The 15,184-nt window shown below is 72.9% G+C and carries 17 protein-coding genes; 9 read left to right on the top strand and 8 right to left on the bottom strand.

The window, feature by feature from the left end; all coding sequences use genetic code 11:
* Nucleotides 1-65 precede the first annotated feature (65 nt).
* Together AC1UE4_RS10155 and AC1UE4_RS10150 are read left to right on the top strand one after the other, a co-directional pair.
* Entirely contained in the window at nucleotides 66-521 is a 456-nt protein-coding gene (locus AC1UE4_RS10155) for a hypothetical protein (protein WP_482917105.1), read from the top strand.
* Between the two features lie 50 nt (nucleotides 522-571).
* Nucleotides 572-1,381: an EamA family transporter gene (locus AC1UE4_RS10150; protein ID WP_482917104.1), complete on the top strand. Its 810-nt coding sequence runs from the start codon at nucleotides 572-574 to the stop codon at nucleotides 1,379-1,381.
* Nucleotides 1,382-1,474: 93 nt separating this feature from the next.
* Here the strand turns inward: AC1UE4_RS10150 and AC1UE4_RS10145 are convergent, their stop codons facing one another.
* Genes AC1UE4_RS10145 through AC1UE4_RS10130 form a run of 4 tightly spaced genes read right to left on the bottom strand, consistent with a single transcriptional unit; the run spans nucleotide 1,475 to nucleotide 3,886 of the window.
* On the bottom strand, nucleotides 1,475-2,110 hold the full coding sequence (locus tag AC1UE4_RS10145) for an HAD family hydrolase (RefSeq protein ID WP_482917103.1): 636 nt from the start codon (nucleotides 2,108-2,110) through the stop codon (nucleotides 1,475-1,477).
* Nucleotides 2,107-2,982, bottom strand: a complete 876-nt coding sequence (locus AC1UE4_RS10140; protein WP_482917102.1) for a DUF7064 domain-containing protein — start codon at nucleotides 2,980-2,982, stop codon at nucleotides 2,107-2,109. Before AC1UE4_RS10140 ends, AC1UE4_RS10145 begins: the two co-directional genes overlap by 4 nt.
* Nucleotides 2,979-3,455 carry an FxsA family protein gene (locus AC1UE4_RS10135; protein ID WP_482917101.1) on the bottom strand — a complete coding sequence of 159 codons (477 nt, stop codon included), beginning with the start codon at nucleotides 3,453-3,455 and terminating at the stop codon, nucleotides 2,979-2,981. Before AC1UE4_RS10135 ends, AC1UE4_RS10140 begins: the two co-directional genes overlap by 4 nt.
* Before the next feature lie 50 nt (nucleotides 3,456-3,505).
* Entirely contained in the window at nucleotides 3,506-3,886 is a 381-nt protein-coding gene (locus AC1UE4_RS10130; RefSeq protein WP_500862490.1) for an STAS domain-containing protein, read from the bottom strand.
* On the opposite strand from AC1UE4_RS10130, the gene AC1UE4_RS10125 reads away from it, so the two are divergent.
* A complete protein-coding gene (locus AC1UE4_RS10125; protein WP_482917099.1) occupies nucleotides 3,885-4,184 on the top strand; it encodes a metal-sulfur cluster assembly factor in 300 nt (99 codons plus the stop codon). The two genes, AC1UE4_RS10130 and AC1UE4_RS10125, sit on opposite strands and share 2 nt — an antisense overlap.
* Before the next feature lie 134 nt (nucleotides 4,185-4,318).
* On the top strand, nucleotides 4,319-5,992 hold the full coding sequence (locus AC1UE4_RS10120; RefSeq protein ID WP_482917098.1) for a S8 family peptidase: 1,674 nt from the start codon (nucleotides 4,319-4,321) through the stop codon (nucleotides 5,990-5,992).
* Here the strand turns inward: AC1UE4_RS10120 and AC1UE4_RS10115 are convergent.
* A complete protein-coding gene (locus AC1UE4_RS10115; protein ID WP_482917097.1) occupies nucleotides 5,989-7,437 on the bottom strand; it encodes a WS/DGAT/MGAT family O-acyltransferase in 1,449 nt (482 codons plus the stop codon). The genes AC1UE4_RS10120 and AC1UE4_RS10115 overlap by 4 nt on opposite strands.
* 28 nt (nucleotides 7,438-7,465) lie before the next feature.
* Complete coding sequence (locus AC1UE4_RS10110) at nucleotides 7,466-8,521, bottom strand: NAD-dependent epimerase/dehydratase family protein (RefSeq protein WP_482917096.1); 1,056 nt, start codon at nucleotides 8,519-8,521, stop codon at nucleotides 7,466-7,468.
* A gap of 18 nt (nucleotides 8,522-8,539) precedes the next feature.
* Here AC1UE4_RS10110 and AC1UE4_RS10105 point away from each other — a divergent pair, with 18 nt between their 5' ends.
* Nucleotides 8,540-9,514: a M28 family metallopeptidase gene (locus AC1UE4_RS10105; RefSeq protein ID WP_482917095.1), complete on the top strand. Its 975-nt coding sequence runs from the start codon at nucleotides 8,540-8,542 to the stop codon at nucleotides 9,512-9,514.
* A complete protein-coding gene (locus AC1UE4_RS10100; protein ID WP_482918229.1) occupies nucleotides 9,502-10,461 on the top strand; it encodes a 4-hydroxy-3-methylbut-2-enyl diphosphate reductase in 960 nt (319 codons plus the stop codon). The genes AC1UE4_RS10105 and AC1UE4_RS10100 overlap by 13 nt, the downstream gene beginning before the upstream one ends.
* On the opposite strand, the gene AC1UE4_RS10095 is transcribed toward AC1UE4_RS10100, so the two are convergent.
* Entirely contained in the window at nucleotides 10,409-11,479 is a 1,071-nt protein-coding gene (locus AC1UE4_RS10095; RefSeq protein ID WP_482917094.1) for a CaiB/BaiF CoA transferase family protein, read from the bottom strand. The genes AC1UE4_RS10100 and AC1UE4_RS10095 overlap by 53 nt on opposite strands.
* Nucleotides 11,480-11,498: 19 nt before the next feature.
* On the opposite strand from AC1UE4_RS10095, the gene AC1UE4_RS10090 reads away from it, so the two are divergent.
* Nucleotides 11,499-12,638 (top strand): metallophosphoesterase family protein, encoded by a 1,140-nt coding sequence (locus AC1UE4_RS10090; RefSeq protein ID WP_482917093.1) that lies wholly within the window; start codon nucleotides 11,499-11,501, stop codon nucleotides 12,636-12,638.
* On the opposite strand, the gene AC1UE4_RS10085 is transcribed toward AC1UE4_RS10090, so the two are convergent.
* Nucleotides 12,628-13,401 carry a thioredoxin domain-containing protein gene (locus AC1UE4_RS10085; RefSeq protein ID WP_482917092.1) on the bottom strand — a complete coding sequence of 258 codons (774 nt, stop codon included), beginning with the start codon at nucleotides 13,399-13,401 and terminating at the stop codon, nucleotides 12,628-12,630. The two genes, AC1UE4_RS10090 and AC1UE4_RS10085, sit on opposite strands and share 11 nt — an antisense overlap.
* Before the next feature lie 126 nt (nucleotides 13,402-13,527).
* Between AC1UE4_RS10085 and AC1UE4_RS10080 the strand changes: the two genes are divergently transcribed.
* Entirely contained in the window at nucleotides 13,528-14,298 is a 771-nt protein-coding gene (locus AC1UE4_RS10080; RefSeq protein WP_482917091.1) for a hypothetical protein, read from the top strand.
* A gap of 116 nt (nucleotides 14,299-14,414) precedes the next feature.
* Entirely contained in the window at nucleotides 14,415-15,176 is a 762-nt protein-coding gene (locus AC1UE4_RS10075; protein ID WP_482917090.1) for a hypothetical protein, read from the top strand.
* Nucleotides 15,177-15,184 lie beyond the last annotated feature (8 nt).

Raw genomic sequence — 15,184 nt, 5'->3', positions numbered from 1 at the left:
CGGTGCCGTCCGACCGCGTCCTTACCGTGCGCTGCGTTCCTTCCTCCCAAGCCAGGGAAGTCGCGATGCCCCTCTGCTTCATCGAGCCCCAGGACGCCATCCGTGTCATCGCCGAGTCGGTCGGTCGCGAAGCGCGCCGTCAGCTGCTCGGCGAGCTCGTTCGCGCGTGGGTGGACGAGATCCCCGAGGAGCAGCTCGCGTCGCACTACGCGAAGGCCGTCGCCGATCTCGACGAGCACGACCTGAACATGCTCGCCGCGTGGCACGCCTCCCTCGAGGTCGGCCATCCGGTCCCGAACCGGGAGTTCCTCGTGAACGTCTTCGGGTCGCTCGGCGAGAACCGCCGCGAGGCGCTGAAGATCGCGGCGGGCTTCCGCGGCGAGGAGGCCTTCGAGGCCGGCGTCGCCGAGGAGCAGGCCCTCGAGACGGTCCTGCCGCACCTCAGCCGGGAACGGTCCCTCGAGCTCGCAGGCGAGTGCCTCGAGCTCTACCTCTGGGACAGACTCGGCTCCGACAACTGAGCCGCTGAGCGAAGACCCTCGGCGGCGCGCCGCGCGCAGGGTCTCGGGGCATGGGTCTTGATGCGCTCGTCCTCGCGCTGATCGCCGCGGCGATCCACGCGGGGTGGAACCTCGTGCTCTCGGGCGTCGAGGACCCGGAGGCGACGACGCCGGTGGCGCTGGCGGTCGGCAGCGTCGTGCTCGTGCCCGTCGCGGCGCTGACGTGGGACTTCGACGCGTCGGCGTGGCCGTACGTGGCGGGGTCGGTCGCGCTGGAGCTCGCGTACTTCGTGCTGCTCGCGCGGGCGTACGCCGTGGCGGACCTCGGGTTCGTCTACCCGATCGCCCGCGGGACCGGGCCGGTGCTCGTCGTCGTCGTGTCGGTGCTCGCGATCGGCGTGCGGCCGTCGGCCGGCGAGCTGCTCGGGATCGCCGCGGTGATCGGCGGGATCCTGCTCGTGCGCGGGCTGCATCAGCCGGCGGCGACGACCGATCTGCTGCTCGCGCTCGGCGTCGGCGCGTGCCTCGCGGCCTACACGGTCGTCGACGACCGCGGCGTCGAGCACGTCGACCCGCTGCCGTACCTCGCCTGCGTGATCGTCCCGTGCGCCGCGGTGCTGCTCGCCGCGCGCGGGAGGCGCGCGTTCGACGCGCTCGACCACCGCGCCGCGATCGCCGGGATCGGCATGGTTGCCGCGTACGCGATCGGCCTCGCCGCTCTGGCCCGCGCCGACCCCGGTCCGGTCGCGGCCGTCCGGGAGACGGGCGTGGTGATGGCGGTCGCCTACACCGCTTCGGCCGGCCGCGAGAAGGTCACGAAGGCCCGCGCCACCGGCGCCGCCCTCGTCGTCGCGGGCATCGCCGCGCTCGCGCTCACCTGAGTGAAGACCCTCCCGGGAGGGGACGCGAAAGGGGCCCTCCGCGGAAAGGGTTCCTCCCCGGAGGACCCTCCGGAGGAGACCACGGAGTGGCCGTCAGAGAACGGCTTCGAGGTCGCGGATCGCCTGCTCCGTGTTGTCGAAGCGGACGGCGTGGATCCCGAGCTCGGAAGCGGCGGTGCAGTTGATCTCGATGTCGTCGACGAACGCGCACTGATGCGCCTCCAGCCCGAGGCGCTCGAGCGTCAGCAGGTAGATGCCGCGCTCGGGCTTGCGCATCCCGACGAAGGCGGAGTCGACGACGACCTCGAAGAGCTCGTCGACCGGCAGCATCGACCGCCAGCGGGCCTCCCACTCGCGGACGTTGTTCGTGAGCATCGCCAGCCGCAGGCCGCGCTCCTCCTTCAGCTCGCGGAGGAACGCGATCATCTCGTCGTTGGCCTCGAGGTGGCCGAAGTACCTCTCGGCGAAGCCGTCCATCGCGACCTCGCGGCCGACGACCTCGTGGAGCGCCGCCTCGAGCATGCCGAGGAACTCGCTCTCGGCCAGCTCGCCGCGCTCGAGCGCGTAGAGCGGGTTCTCGCCGCCGCGCGCCTCGCTCGCGCGGACCATCGCCTGCCCGAGCGCCTCGAGCGGGATCCCGTGCTCGGCCTGGAACTTCGCGAACGCCCCGAACAGCGGCGTCGTCAGGACGCCGCCGAAGTCGGAGATGACTGCGCGGACCTCGCTCAACCGACCCGCCGCAGGACGTCGTAGCGCCCGACGCCCGCGCGGCCCTCCATCCGCCACGCGAAGAACGAGCAGTCGAGGCGCAGCGCGCCGAGGTCCATCGTCGTGCCGCACACGACCTCGCCGGCGGCCCGGTGCGGCCACAGCTCCTCGCCGTCGCCCGCCCACAGCTCCAGCCCGGCGTGCCGCTGGCGGCCGCCCGCGTCGTAGGTCGTGCTCAGCAGCGGCTCGTCGACGGCCAGCGGCTTGCCGTCGCGGATGATCCACGCGGACACCGCCTCGTCGCTGTGGTGCTTGGCCTTCGTCGAGCGCACCGCGGTCAGCGTCACCGCCGCGCCGTCGTCGAGCCAGGCCGACACCGTCCGCGCCAGGGCGATCCGATCCCAGTCCGGCCGCCCCCAGGAGTGGCCGCGCTGGCCGAGGCAGTCGATCCGCCGCTCGGCGCCGTCGACGACCACGGTCCCGCGCACGCGGCACAGCTGCTCGTAGCCCGTCATGCCGCCGGCGTCGGCGGCCGGCGTGCCGGGCGCGAGCTGCGCCGGCTCCGACAGCGCCTCCAGCTCCAGCTCGAACACGCCGTCGAACGCGACGCGCCAGCGGCGCAGCGGCTCGGCGACGCCGGTGGAGATGCCCGCGACGTGCGCGGCGTGGAACGAGTGCGACGAGATCTCGACGCCGCCCTCGGCGCGTACCGCGACCGGCTCGCCGCCGGCGAAGAGCAGGCCCATGCCGCTCGCGGTCGGCGGCTCGCCGGGCACGAGCCCGATCCGCGCGATGCCGAACAGCTCCTGCACCGGATCGCCGAACGACACCGTCACGGCATCGGTGCCGTCGCCCGTCCCCTGCGGGCGCTCGAGATCGGGGGAGACGCTCACGGCAGCCGCGGCGGGTCGTTGTGCACCTCGGTCGCCGTCCCCTCCACGTCGTACGACGACGCGTCCGGCCGCGGGCGCCGGGGGCCGGTGAACCGCGCGGTCGACGAGACGACCATCCGCGGCAGGAACCGCCGGACGAGCACGCGGCGCACGAGCGCGCGCGTGGGCGGGAGGAGCAGGGCGATGCCGAGGATGTCGGTGACGAAGCCCGGCGTCAGCAGCAGCGCGCCGCCGAAGATGACGAGCACGCCGTCCATCACCTCGCGCGCGGGCGGGCGCCCGGCGGAGAGGGCCTCGTTGAACCGCCGCCACGCCGCGCGCCCTTGCGAGCGCATCAGCAGCGACCCGAGCACCGAGTCGAGGATCAGCAGCGCGATCGTCGGCAGGACGCCGATCGCCTGGCCGACCTGGATGATCACGGCAAGCTCGACGATCGGGACGACGATGAAGAGCAGGACGAGCAGCGGGAGCATGCTGCGGTCCAGCGTACGGCGCGCGGCGGGCGCGCGCGGAGGGGAGGCGCTCAGGTGGTCGCGACCGAGATGCCGTCGAGGCGGTCGAGCCCGACCAGCTCGATGAGCAGCTGGATGTTCGGCTGGGCGCCGCGGATGACGACCTTGCGTCCCGCGTGGCGCATCCGCCGCGCGAGCATGGCCAGGTCGAGCATGAGCGACGAGTCCGCGAACGCGAGCCCGGTCATGTCGACCGTGAGGTCCTTCGGCGCGATGCACAGCGCGCGCGACAGCGGACGCCGGCGCAGGCTCTGCGTCGTGCGGTCCTCGTCGCCGGACACCAGCAGCACGAAGTCGTGTTCGTCGAGGTGGACGATGGCGGGAAGGTAACGGAACAGATGTGCAGCTTGCGACGCTTTTGGCGCATCGTCGGTGTCTACACTCACAGCCATGGTCACCGTCGACGACGTCGAGGCTGCGCTCTCCAACGTGATCGACCCCGAGCTGGGGCTCGACTTCGTGGAGCTGGGCCTCATCTACGGCATCGACATCGAGCCGCCGGGCAACGTGCACGTGACGTTCACGCTGACGACGCCCGCCTGCCCGATCGGGCCCCAGGTCACCGAGCAGATCGAGGAGTTCGTCGGCGAGCTGGATGGCGTCCAGGACGTCACCTCGTCGATGATCTTCACGCCGCCGTGGTCCCCGGATCGCATGTCCGAGGACGCCAAGTTCGCGCTCGGCTACTGAGGCGCCGCGAGAGCCCCGCCGCCCGGGGGCATGCGGACGACGGGGGCCAGTTGGCTCGCGGAACGTCGTTCGTGACGCTCTGAAGCACCGAAACGCAGCAAACTGTCCCGGGTTGGCTGTTTAGGATGGGCACGATGCGCCGGGTCGGCCTGATGGCCATGGTCTGCTGTCTCCTCGCCGCGGCGTTGCCGGGGGCCGATGTCGCGCGCGCGGAGACGACCGGCCGGCTGCTCGTCTCGCTCGCCGATCCGGGTGCGAACGCGCGCGCCGCGGCGCCCGTCGTGCTGGCCCGCGCGGCCGCGCGCCGCGCCGGCCCGGTCGTTCCCGAAGTCGGCCTGCTGACCGTCAAGCCGGCGGCGGGGCAGTCGCTCTCCGCGCTTGCCCGCAGGCTCCGCGCCGACGCGTCCGTGCGCACCGTCGAGGTCGAGCACCGCGCGACGCCGCGCTTCGTCCCCGACGATCCCGCCCTGTCGGATCCCGAGACCGCGCCCGGCACGCCGGCCGGCACGACGATCCAGTGGTGGATCCCGCGCACGGGGCTCATCGAGGCCTGGGACGTCGCGCGCGGGACGAACACGACGGTCGCGGTCATCGACTCGGGCGCCGACGGCGGCCAGCCCGAGATCGCGCCGAAGGTTCGCGACGCGCTCGACGAGGACCCGACCGCGGGCGCGGGCGGGGCGCTCGTCGACGAGACCGGCCACGGCACGCACGTCTCGTCGCTGGCCTGCGCCGCCTCGGGCAACGGCGCCGGGATGGCGGGGGCCGGCCTCGACTGCGGCCTGCTCGTCGTCAAGACCGACTTCAGCGACAGCTCGGTGATCAAGTCGATCGTCGACTCGACGAACCGCGGCGTGCAGGTCATCAACATGAGCTTCGGCACGGACGGGGGCCGCGTCCCGCCGACGGCGCTCGTCGACGCGGTGAACTACGCGATCGACCACAACGTCGTCCTGGTGGCCGCGGCCGCCGACGAGGCGACCGACGAGCAGGGCGACCCCGCGAACATCCTGCAGCCGGCCGGCACCGGCGCCGACGCGAACTTCAACCGCGGCATCACGGTGACCGCGGCGACGTACGCGGACCAGCGCGCGTCGTTCGCGGGGTACGGCTCGGAGATCTCGCTCGCCGCCTACGGCGCGTTCGCCGAGCGCGGCGGCGGGCCGAAGGGCATCTTCGGCGCCTGGCCGGCGAACCAGACGACGTTCGATCGCGGCCGCCTGCCCCCGGACTTCTCGGCCCCGTGCCGCTGCCGCACCACGTTCCGCGGCGACGATCGCTACGCCTACCTGCAGGGCACATCGATGGCGACCGGCATCGTCAGCGGCGTGGCCGCGCTCGTGCGCGGGCTGAACCCGGACCTGCCGGCGACGGAGGTCGTCCGCATCCTCAAGCAGACCGCGCGCCGCCCGGCCGGGACCGGCTGGTCGAACGACCTCGGCTGGGGGATCGTGGACGCGCGCGGAGCAGTCGAGGCGGCCAAGCAGATCGACCTGCGCCCGCCGACGTCGGTCCTGCGCGGCCCGCGCACGACGCGCAAGCGCACGATCACCCTGCGCTGGAGCGGCCAGGACACCGCGCCCGCGGGCGTCGCCGCCACCGGCATCGACCACTACGAGATCTACCGGTCGAAGGGCAGCGGCGGCGCGCGCCGCATCGCCAAGACGCGCAAGACGACGATGCGCGTCAGGCTCGCCCCCAAGGGCCGCTACGCCTTCTACACGATCGCCGTCGACCGGGCGGGCAACCGCGAGCCCAAGCCGGTCCGCCCCGACGCGCGCGTGCGCGTCGCGAAGAACGCGCGCTAGCCGGGAACGGGCTCCGGCCGGGTGGGCGGCTTCGCGGTCCGCTCGCGCTCGGCGCGCGCGAGCGTCACGTACTCCGTCATCGACGCCTCGATCGCGTCGGAGAGCGCCTCGATGTCGGGCAGCGCGTCGTAGTCGCCGAGCAGGCCGAAGTTCAGCCAGCCGTTGTAGGAGATGATCGCGATCGCCAGCGCGTGCTCGCGCGGCAGGAACGCGATCGGGAAGACGGTCTGCATCTCCCGCCCGAGCACGTAGAGCGGGAACTGCGGGCCCGGCACGTTCGTGACGATGAGGTTGAACAGACGCGTCGAGAAGTTCAGCCGCGAGGCCGCGCCGAGGATCGTCGGCGGCGCGAAGTTCTCCAGCGCGGCGAGGACCTCGGCGCCGAGCGCCTGCTTGGAGGACTTGAGGCCCTGCATCGCCGCGCTGACGGTCCGCAGCCGCTCGACCGGGTCGCCTACGTAGACGGGCAGCGGCCCGCGCATGGCCGCGATCCGGTTGCCGAGCGTGTGGTGCTCGTGCTCCTGGCGCAGCGAGACGGGGACGAGCGCGCGCAGCTCGAGGCCCTCGGTCCGCACGCCGCGCTCGCGCAGCCACGTGCGAAGGCCGCCCGCGACGGCGCTCAGCACGACGTCGTTGACGGTGCCGCCGTAGACGTCCTTGACGAGCTTGAAGTCGGCGAGCTGGCCGCGGACGCCGACGAAGCGCCGGTGCGGCCCGATCGGGACGTTCAGCGGCGTCGGCGGCGCGGGGTTGAGCGTCGCCCACGCGACCTCGCCGACGCCCTCGACCGCCTCGCGCACGGCGTCGAGCGACCGCGTCGGGTGCGTCAGCGACGCCGCGGCCCGCTCGGCCAGCTGCAGCCCCGTCTTCACCGCGCCGCGCACGCCGGCGGCGAGCAGGTCGACCGCGGCCGGCTCCTGGTGCGGCTGCCACGGCCGGCCGGGGTGCTCGACCTTCCGGGGCACCGGCGTCAGATCGAACATCACGGTCGCGAGGTCGACGCCGGAGATCCCGTCGATGAGCGCGTGGTGCGTCTTGGTGATGAGCGCCCAGCCGCCGTCGTGGAGGTGCTCGACGACCCACAGCTCCCACAGCGGCTTGGACCGGTCGAGCTGCTGGGAGAAGATCCGCGCGACGAGGTTGCGCAGCTGCTCGTCGCTGCCCGGCGCCGGCAGCGCGGTGTGGCGGCAGTGGTACTCGAGGTTGAAGTTCGGGTCGTCGGCCCACAGCGGGCGGCCGCTGCCGGCCGGCGGGAACACGAGCTTCTGGCGGTAGCGCGGGACGAGGTGCAGCCGCCCGCGCAGCGAGTCGAGGAAGTCCTCCATCGACGGCGCCGGACCCTCGAGGGTCACGAGCGCGCCCACGTGCATGTGGGACTCCGAGCCCTCCTGGTGCAGGAAGGACGCGTCTATCGCGGTCAGCCGGTCGAGGTGCGCCTGCGCCATGGAGCCGCAAGCTACCGGCCCGTGTGCCCTATCGCGAGGTCGAACCGACGCCGGTCACGATCTCGCGGATCCGCAGCGGTCCGCTCGTGCCGGGATCGAGCGGCGGCGTCGACAGCCCGGCGCTCTCGCGCATGCCGTCGAACACCTCGGCGAACGCCTCGCGCGCGGTGCGCCGCGGCTCCCACCCGAGCTCGCGGTGGGCTCGGCCGCAGTCCATGATCGGCACGCCGAGCGCCATGTCGAGCCAGCCCGGCTCCGACGGCTGCAGTCGCAGCTTGTACGAGAGCGCCGCGCCCGTGCGCAACGCGCCGGCGGGGACGGGCACCGCGCGTGCGCCGAGCACCTCGCCGAGCGTCTCGCCGTCGAGCACCGGATCGGCCGCGATGTTGAACGCGCCGCGCGCGTCGTCGCGCAGGAGCACCAGCCGGTAGGCCTCCGCGAGGTCCTCGGTGTGGACGGCCTGGAAGCGCAGCCGCTCGGTCACGGGCAGCGCCGGGATCAGCCCTCGGCGGAGGATCGGCGAGGGGAGGAACGGGCCCGCGAAGAGCCGCCGGATCTGCGTCGCGGCCTCGCGCTTGAAGACGAGCCCCGGCCGCACGCGCACGACGCGCAGCCCGGGGTGCGCGGCCTCGAACGAGTCGAGGATCCGCTCCACCGCCGCCTTGTGGCGCGAGTAGAACGACGAGTCGATCCCGTCGCTGGGCCACGACTCGTCGACGGCGCGGTCCTTCGGCCCGGGGGAGTACGTCCCGACCGACGACGCGTGGACGAGCACCGGCACCTCGGCGCGCGCGGCGGCCTCGAACACGGCGGCGCTGCCCTCGACGTTGACGGCGTGCGTCACCGCCTCGTTGCGGCCGGGCTGGATCAGCCAGGCGAGGTGCACGACGGCGTCGTAGCCGCGCAGCACGGGGGCGAGGTCGACCTTCGACACGTCGGCGGCGGTCCACGTCACCTTCGGCAGCGTCAGCGAGGGCAGACGGCGCGCGATGCCCAGGACGGCCTCGACCTCGGGGTCGCGGCTGAGGCGCCGGACGAGGCTGGACCCGTGGTTGCCGGTGGCTCCGACGACGGCGATGCGCATGCCTGCTGAACTACCCCCATGGGCGAAGTTCCCACGGAACCCGTCGCACGGCCGCGCCCGCGGGCGCCCAAGCCGCTCGTGGTCGCGCTGCTCGTCCAGCTCGTCCTGGGCGGGTTCTTCGTCTACCTCGCGTCCCGCGACTTCGACTGGTTCACCCCGGACGAGATCGAGCGCAAGCCTGCCGTCGCCGCGCCCGCGGTGCCCCGGGCGAAGGTCGACCGCTTCGACGGCGGGCGGGCGTTCGCGTTGCTGCGCGCGCAGGTCGAGCAGTACGGCCCGCGCCCCGCGGGCTCGAAGCCGCTGCGCCGCCTCGCCGAGCGCCTGCGCCGGCAGCTGCCGAACGGGCGCTTCGAGGCGGTCCCCGGCCACCCCGGCCTGCGCAACGTCGTCGGCAGCCTGCCCGGGAAGAAGCCCGCGGTCGTCGTCGCCGCCCACTACGACACGAAGGACACGCCGCGCGGCTTCGTGGGCGCCAACGACGGCGCGGGCGGGACGGCCGCCGTCGTCGAGCTCGCCCGGGTCCTGCGCGCGGCCGAGCGGCCCGCCGGCGCGCCCGCGCTGCGCTTCGTCCTCTTCGACGGCGAGGAGGCGCCGAAGGGCTGCGCCGACTTCGAGCGCTGCGGCATCCGCGGCTCGCGTGCGTACGCCAAGCGCCACGCGAACGACATCCGCGCGCTCGTCCTGCTCGACTTCATCGCCGAGAAGGGCACCCGCATCCCGCGCGAGGCCGACTCGGACCCGCAGTTGTGGAGCCGGCTGCGCGCCGCCGCCCGGCGCGTGGGCACCGAGCGCGTCTTCCCGCCCGGCACCGCGGGCGGCGTCTCGGACGACCACACGCCGTTCCTCGCCCGCGGGATCCCCGCGATCGACCTCATCGACTTCACGTTCGACGAGTGGCACACGACCGGCGACGACCTCGACGTGGTGGCCGAGGACAGCGTCGACGCGGTCGGCGAAACGGTCCTCGATCTGCTCCTACACTGGTCGGGGTGACCGTCGAGAAGCTCCTGCTCGCGGCGCCGCGCGGCTACTGCGCTGGCGTCGACCGGGCCGTCCAGACCGTCGAGCGCGCGCTCGAGCTGCACGGCGCGCCGGTCTACGTGCGCAAGGAGATCGTCCACAACAAGCACGTCGTCGAGAAGCTGCGCGAGCGCGGGGCCGTCTTCGTCGACGAGCTCGACGACACGATCCCCGAGGGCGCCGTCACCGTCTTCTCCGCCCACGGCGTCTCGCCGGCCGTCCACGCCGAGGCCGAGCGCCGCGGCCTGGCGACCATCGACGCCACCTGCCCGCTCGTCACGAAGGTCCACCGCGAGGCGATCAAGTTCGCCGCGGAGGGCTACACGATCATCCTCATCGGCCATTCCGGCCACGAGGAGGTCGAGGGCACGATGGGCGAGGCCCCGGACCACATCGTCCTCGTCGAGACCGAGGAGGACGTCGACGCGCTCGAGGTCGACGACCCCGACAAGATCGCCTACATCTCGCAGACGACGCTGTCGGTCGACGAGACCCGCGCGATCATCGCCCGCCTCCGCGAGCGCTTCCCGCAGATCACCGGTCCCCGCACCGACGACATCTGCTACGCCACGACGAACCGCCAGGCGGCCGTCAAGCAGCTCGCCCGCGAGTGCGACCTCGTGCTCGTGATCGGCTCCCAGAACTCGTCGAACTCGCAACGCCTGGTTGAAGTCGCGCGCGAGCACGGCGCCGAGTCGCACCTCATCGACAACGCCTCGCAGGTGCGCGACGAGTGGCTCGAGGGCAAGCGCGTCGTCGGCATCTCGTCCGGCGCGTCGGCCCCGGAGGAGCTCGTCACCGCGCTCGTCGACCGCCTCGGCGTCGGCGACGTGTCGGAGCTGGAGGTCGTCCAGGAGGACGTCCGCTTCATGCTCCCGAAGAAGATCCGCCAGGCGATGGCGGCCGCAGCCAGCGCCTGAGCTCCGCGTCGTGCTCGCCGAGCCGCGGCGGCCGCGTCGTCGGCGCCGCCAGCCCGCGCAGCGGTGAGCGCACCGTCCGCACGCCGTCGAGCTCCCACACCGGGTCCAGGCCGAGCGCCTCGGCGAACGCGAACGCCTGCGGCACGTCGTTGATGTGCCCCGCGGGCACGCCGGCCGCGTTCAGCCGCTCGACCCAGCCGTCGCCCTCGGCGAGCCGTGCCTCGATGAGCGCGCTCAGCTCCTCGCGGTGCTCGACGCGCAGGTCGTTCGTCGCGAACCGCTCGTCCTCCGGCAGGCCGAGCACGCCGCACAGCCGCCGGAACATCGCGTCGTTGCCGCACGCGATCGCGATCTCGCCGTACGTCTCGTAGGGCGCGATCGCGGGGTGGCGATTGCCCATCCGCACGGGGGAGACGCCGTCGTTGAGCCACGCGCTCGCCTGGTTGAGCAGCGACACGAGCGCGCTGTCCATGAGCGTCACCTCGAACCGGCCGCCCTCGCCCGCGCGCAGCTTGGCGAGCACGCCGATCGCGGCGTGCAGCCCGCAGACGAGGTCGATGAGCGCGGCGCCGACCTTCAGCGGCGGGCCGTCCGGCTCGCCCGTGACGTGCATCAGCCCGCTGAGCGCCTGCAGCAGCAGGTCGTAGCCGGGCAGGTCGTTGGCGCCGAACGCGGTGATCGAGCACCACGCCGCCGACGGGTTGACGTCCGGCCCGAGGCCGAGCCGGTCCATCACGCCCGTCCGGAACGACTCGACGACGACGTCGCTGCGGCGGATGAGCTCGCGCGCGAGCTCCGCGTCGGCCGCGTCCTTGAGGTCGAGCACCAGCGATCGCTTGCCGCGGTTGAGGCCGAGGAAGTAGCTCGGGCCCCAGCCGCGCGTGTCGTCGCCGGCGTCCGGCCGCTCGACCTTCACCACGTCGGCGCCGAGGTCGGCGAGCACCTGCGTGCACAGCGGGCCGGCGAGCACGCGCGAGAAGTCGGCGACGAGCACGCCGTCGAGCGGGGCGGTCGGCATCGCCCCGTACTCTGCCCGAGTGGCTTCGCCCGCGACGCCGAGGACGCTCGTCATCTCCGACCTGCATCTCGGCAGCCGCACCGGTGCGGACGTCCTGCGCCGTCCCGAGGCGCGCAAGGCGCTCGCCGCCGCGCTGGACGGGATCGAGCGGCTCGTGCTGCTCGGCGACGTGCTCGAGCTGCGCCACGGGCCGGTTGCCGAGGCGATCGAGGCGGGGCGTCCCGCGCTCGGGGCGATCGCCGGCGCGCTGCGGCCCGGCACCGAGGTCGTCGTGCTCGCCGGCAACCACGACCACGCGCTCGTCGCACCGTGGCTCGAGGACCGCGCGGTTCGCCGCGATGGGCCGCTGGGGGAAGAGGCGCGCACCACGCCGGGCGCGTCGCCCGCGGCGCGCGCGCTCGCCGACGCGCTTGCGCCCGCCGAGGTCGTGCTCGCGTACCCCGGCGTGCGGCTGCGCGACGACGTCTACGCGACGCACGGCCACTACCTCGACGTGCACCTGACGATCCCGACGTTCGAGCGGCTCGGCGCGGGAGCGATGCGGCGCGTCATCGGCGGGCCGTGGCCGCCCGACGGCGTCGAGGGCTACGAGGCGCTGCTCGCGCCGCTGTACGCGTGGCTGCACATCGTCGCGCGCCACACCCGGATCGGCTTCGGCGCCGAGCGCCAGCGCGGCACGCAGACGGCGTGGCGGGCGCTCACCGGCAACGGCGGCACGCGCAGCATGCGGACCCGCGCGCTCGTCGCCGGGTTCCCGCTCGCCATCGCCGCGGTCAACCGGCTCGGTCTCGGCCCCGTCGGCCGCGACCTCTCGGCGGTCGAGCTGCGCCGCAGCGCGCTGCGCGCGATGCACGCGACGGCGAGCGGCCTCGGCGTCCGCGACGGCTGGGTCCTCTTCGGCCACACGCACCGCGCCGGGCCGTGGCCCGGCGACGAGCAGCACGAGTGGCAGCGGCCGGGCGGCCCGCGCCTCGTCAACACCGGCTCATGGGTGCACGAGGAGGCGTTCCTCGGCATGTCGCCGCGGAAGTCCCCCTACTCCCTCAGGAGCACGGCATCGCCCTCTGGGCGATCTCCGTACTGGCCGGGGTCGGCGGTGATCGTCGAGGCCGAGGGCCCGCCGCGGCTCGTGAACCTGCTGCCGGACTTCACGCCGTAGGCACGGCTCCCTCGGGCGCGAGCCCGGGGGTGAACGTCACGGCGTGGCACGTCACGCCCTGGCCGACCTCGAGCTCCAGCACGCCGGCGGTGTGGCGCTCGTGCTCGAGGAGCGGGTACGCGCCGGGATGGTCGACCGCAACCGTCTCGCCGTTGACCATCACCTCGCCCTCACCGGACAGGACGGCCCACACGCCGCCGGCCTCGTACGGGCCCGACCACGCGCCCTCCTGCTCCTCGGTCGGCACGACGACGAGCGCCTCGGGGTCGTCCTCGGGGTGCACGGCCGGCACGAGGTCGCCGGACACGCCGAGCAGCTCCTGGATCGCGCGCTCGGTCTCCACGTAGCCGCCCTCGCCGTAGTGGAACTCCTCGAGGTGATGGCCGCGCTCCTCCGGGCGCCAGAGGTACCGGCCCGGCCAGCCCTTGTTGCCGTACGCGGCCCACAGCCGCAGCTCGTGGTCGAGCAGCACGGGGTGCTCGATCCCCAGCCGCGCGACGGCGGCGCGCGCGGCGTCCTCGTCGTTGGACGGCTCGTAGCCCGGCGCGTGCACGGAGACGACGCGCAGGCCGGCGTCGGCGTACTTCGCGTGCCATGCCTTGAGGTACGGCAGCGTCCGCAGCGAGCTCACGCGGCAGAAGTCGAAGAACTCCACGAGCACCGGCTTGCCGCGCTGCTGGTCCATGCGCAGCATCGCGACGTTGACCCACGGGGCCTTCGCCGGGAACGGGGGAGCGGGGATGGTCTTTATCGGAGGCTTCACTGTCTTCACATCGGCTTCAGGGATCACCGCAACCATGGCACGCGCCGTGTGTTCCCTGGAGGCCGCGGGTAGGTCGCGCGGTTGGCACACCGTTTTCCTGTCCCCTCAGAGGAACCCCACCACCTGATGAAGAAGCTCTCGCTCGCGGCGCTCGCCGCCCTGATCGTGGCCGCCGTCACCGCCACGGCGTTCGCCGCGAACGTCAACACGATCACCTTCAGCACGACGCCGACCAAGTCGGGCACGAAGAAGAAGCCCGCTCCGATCGGCGGCAAGTTCGGCTTCAAGGTCACCGACACCGAGGGCAAGCGCCCCGCGGCCCTCGACAAGCTGACCGTGTTCTTCACCGGCGTGCGCATCAACACCGGCCGCTTCCCCGGCTGCTCGGCCGCGAAGATCGAGCAGGCCTCCAGCGACGCCGGCTGCTCGTCGAAGGCGCTCGTGGCGACCGGCTTCGCCCGCAACATCGCGGGCAACCAGGCCGATCGCAACGACAAGTCGCTGGCCTGCTACCTGACGGTGAAGCTCTACAACTCCGGCACCGGCAAGGCCGCCCTCTTCGTCAAGGGCAGCCCGGACGAGGCCGACCCGGACAAGCGCTGCGTCATTCAGATCGCGACCGCCATCCCGGTCTCGGTCGTGCGCAAGGCGACCGGCGACCAGCTGTCGTTCTCGATCCCGGCCAACCTGAAGAACCCGGTCGGCACGATCCGCAACGCGCTCGTCGAGACGCAGCTGACGCTCGCCAAGAAGACCGTGAAGAAGTCGGGCAAGACCTACGGCTACTTCGAGACCTTCGGCGGCTGCAAGAAGGGCCGCCGCGTCGTGACGGTCACCTTCGACAACGAGGGGACCGATCAGGACACCCAGCAGTCGGGCGGCGCCCGCTGCTCGTAACGATGGCGCACCGGTACGCGACCGGTCTTCGGAGGGCGGGACTTGTGCCCGCCCTCGGCGGATCGGTAGCGTGCCCGCGTCCCACCCCCAACCGCTGAAGTCTTCGGAGGAGAGAGATGCGGAAGAAGTTCGCTGTTCTGGCGGTGGCCGGCCTCGCGCTGGCCGTTGCCGCCGTCGCATACGCGGCGCAGGTCAACACCTACTCGGTGTCCGGCAAGGTGACCCCTGCCAAGGCCGGGTCCAAGAAGAAGCCGATCCCCGTTTCGATCGACTTCGGCTACGAGGTCGGCGAGCAGAGCGGTCAGCGTCCTGCGCCGATCAAGAAGTACTCGATCCGCTTCGACGGGCTCAAGGTGAACACGACGCTGTTCCCGAAGTGCTCGGTCGACACGCTCGAGAGCAAGGGCCCGTCGGCTTGCCCGGCCGGCTCGAAGGTCGGCTCCGGGTTCATCGAGAACGCCACTGGCGCGAAGGACAACCCGAACGACAAGTCGATCGAGTGCAACGCCAGCGTGACCGTCTACAACTCGGGCACGAACAAGGGCGCCCTGTACATCAAGGGCTCCCCGCAGTCGACCGATGAGCGCACGCGCTGCGCCATCGAGCTTGCGGCCCCGATCGCCACGAAGTACGTCAAGCGCGGCGCTGCCACGGCGCTGGAGTTCGAGGTTCCGCCCTCGCTCCTGCACCCGCTGCCCACGCTCGACAACGCGGTCGTCAGCGTGACCTCGAAGATCAACAGGATCGTCCGCAAGAAGCACGGCTACTACGAGGCCGTCGGCGGATGCAAGAGCGGCAAGCGCAAGGTGAGCGTCGTGTTCACCGACGAGAACGGCGCCACGGCGACCGCCTCGAGCACCGCTTCCTGCAGCAGCTAGCACCACTG

This window comes from Parviterribacter kavangonensis (assembly GCF_056863335.1).
The sequence above is the reverse complement of the archived record's forward strand: the minus strand, read 5'-3'. Positions and strand labels throughout refer to the sequence as shown.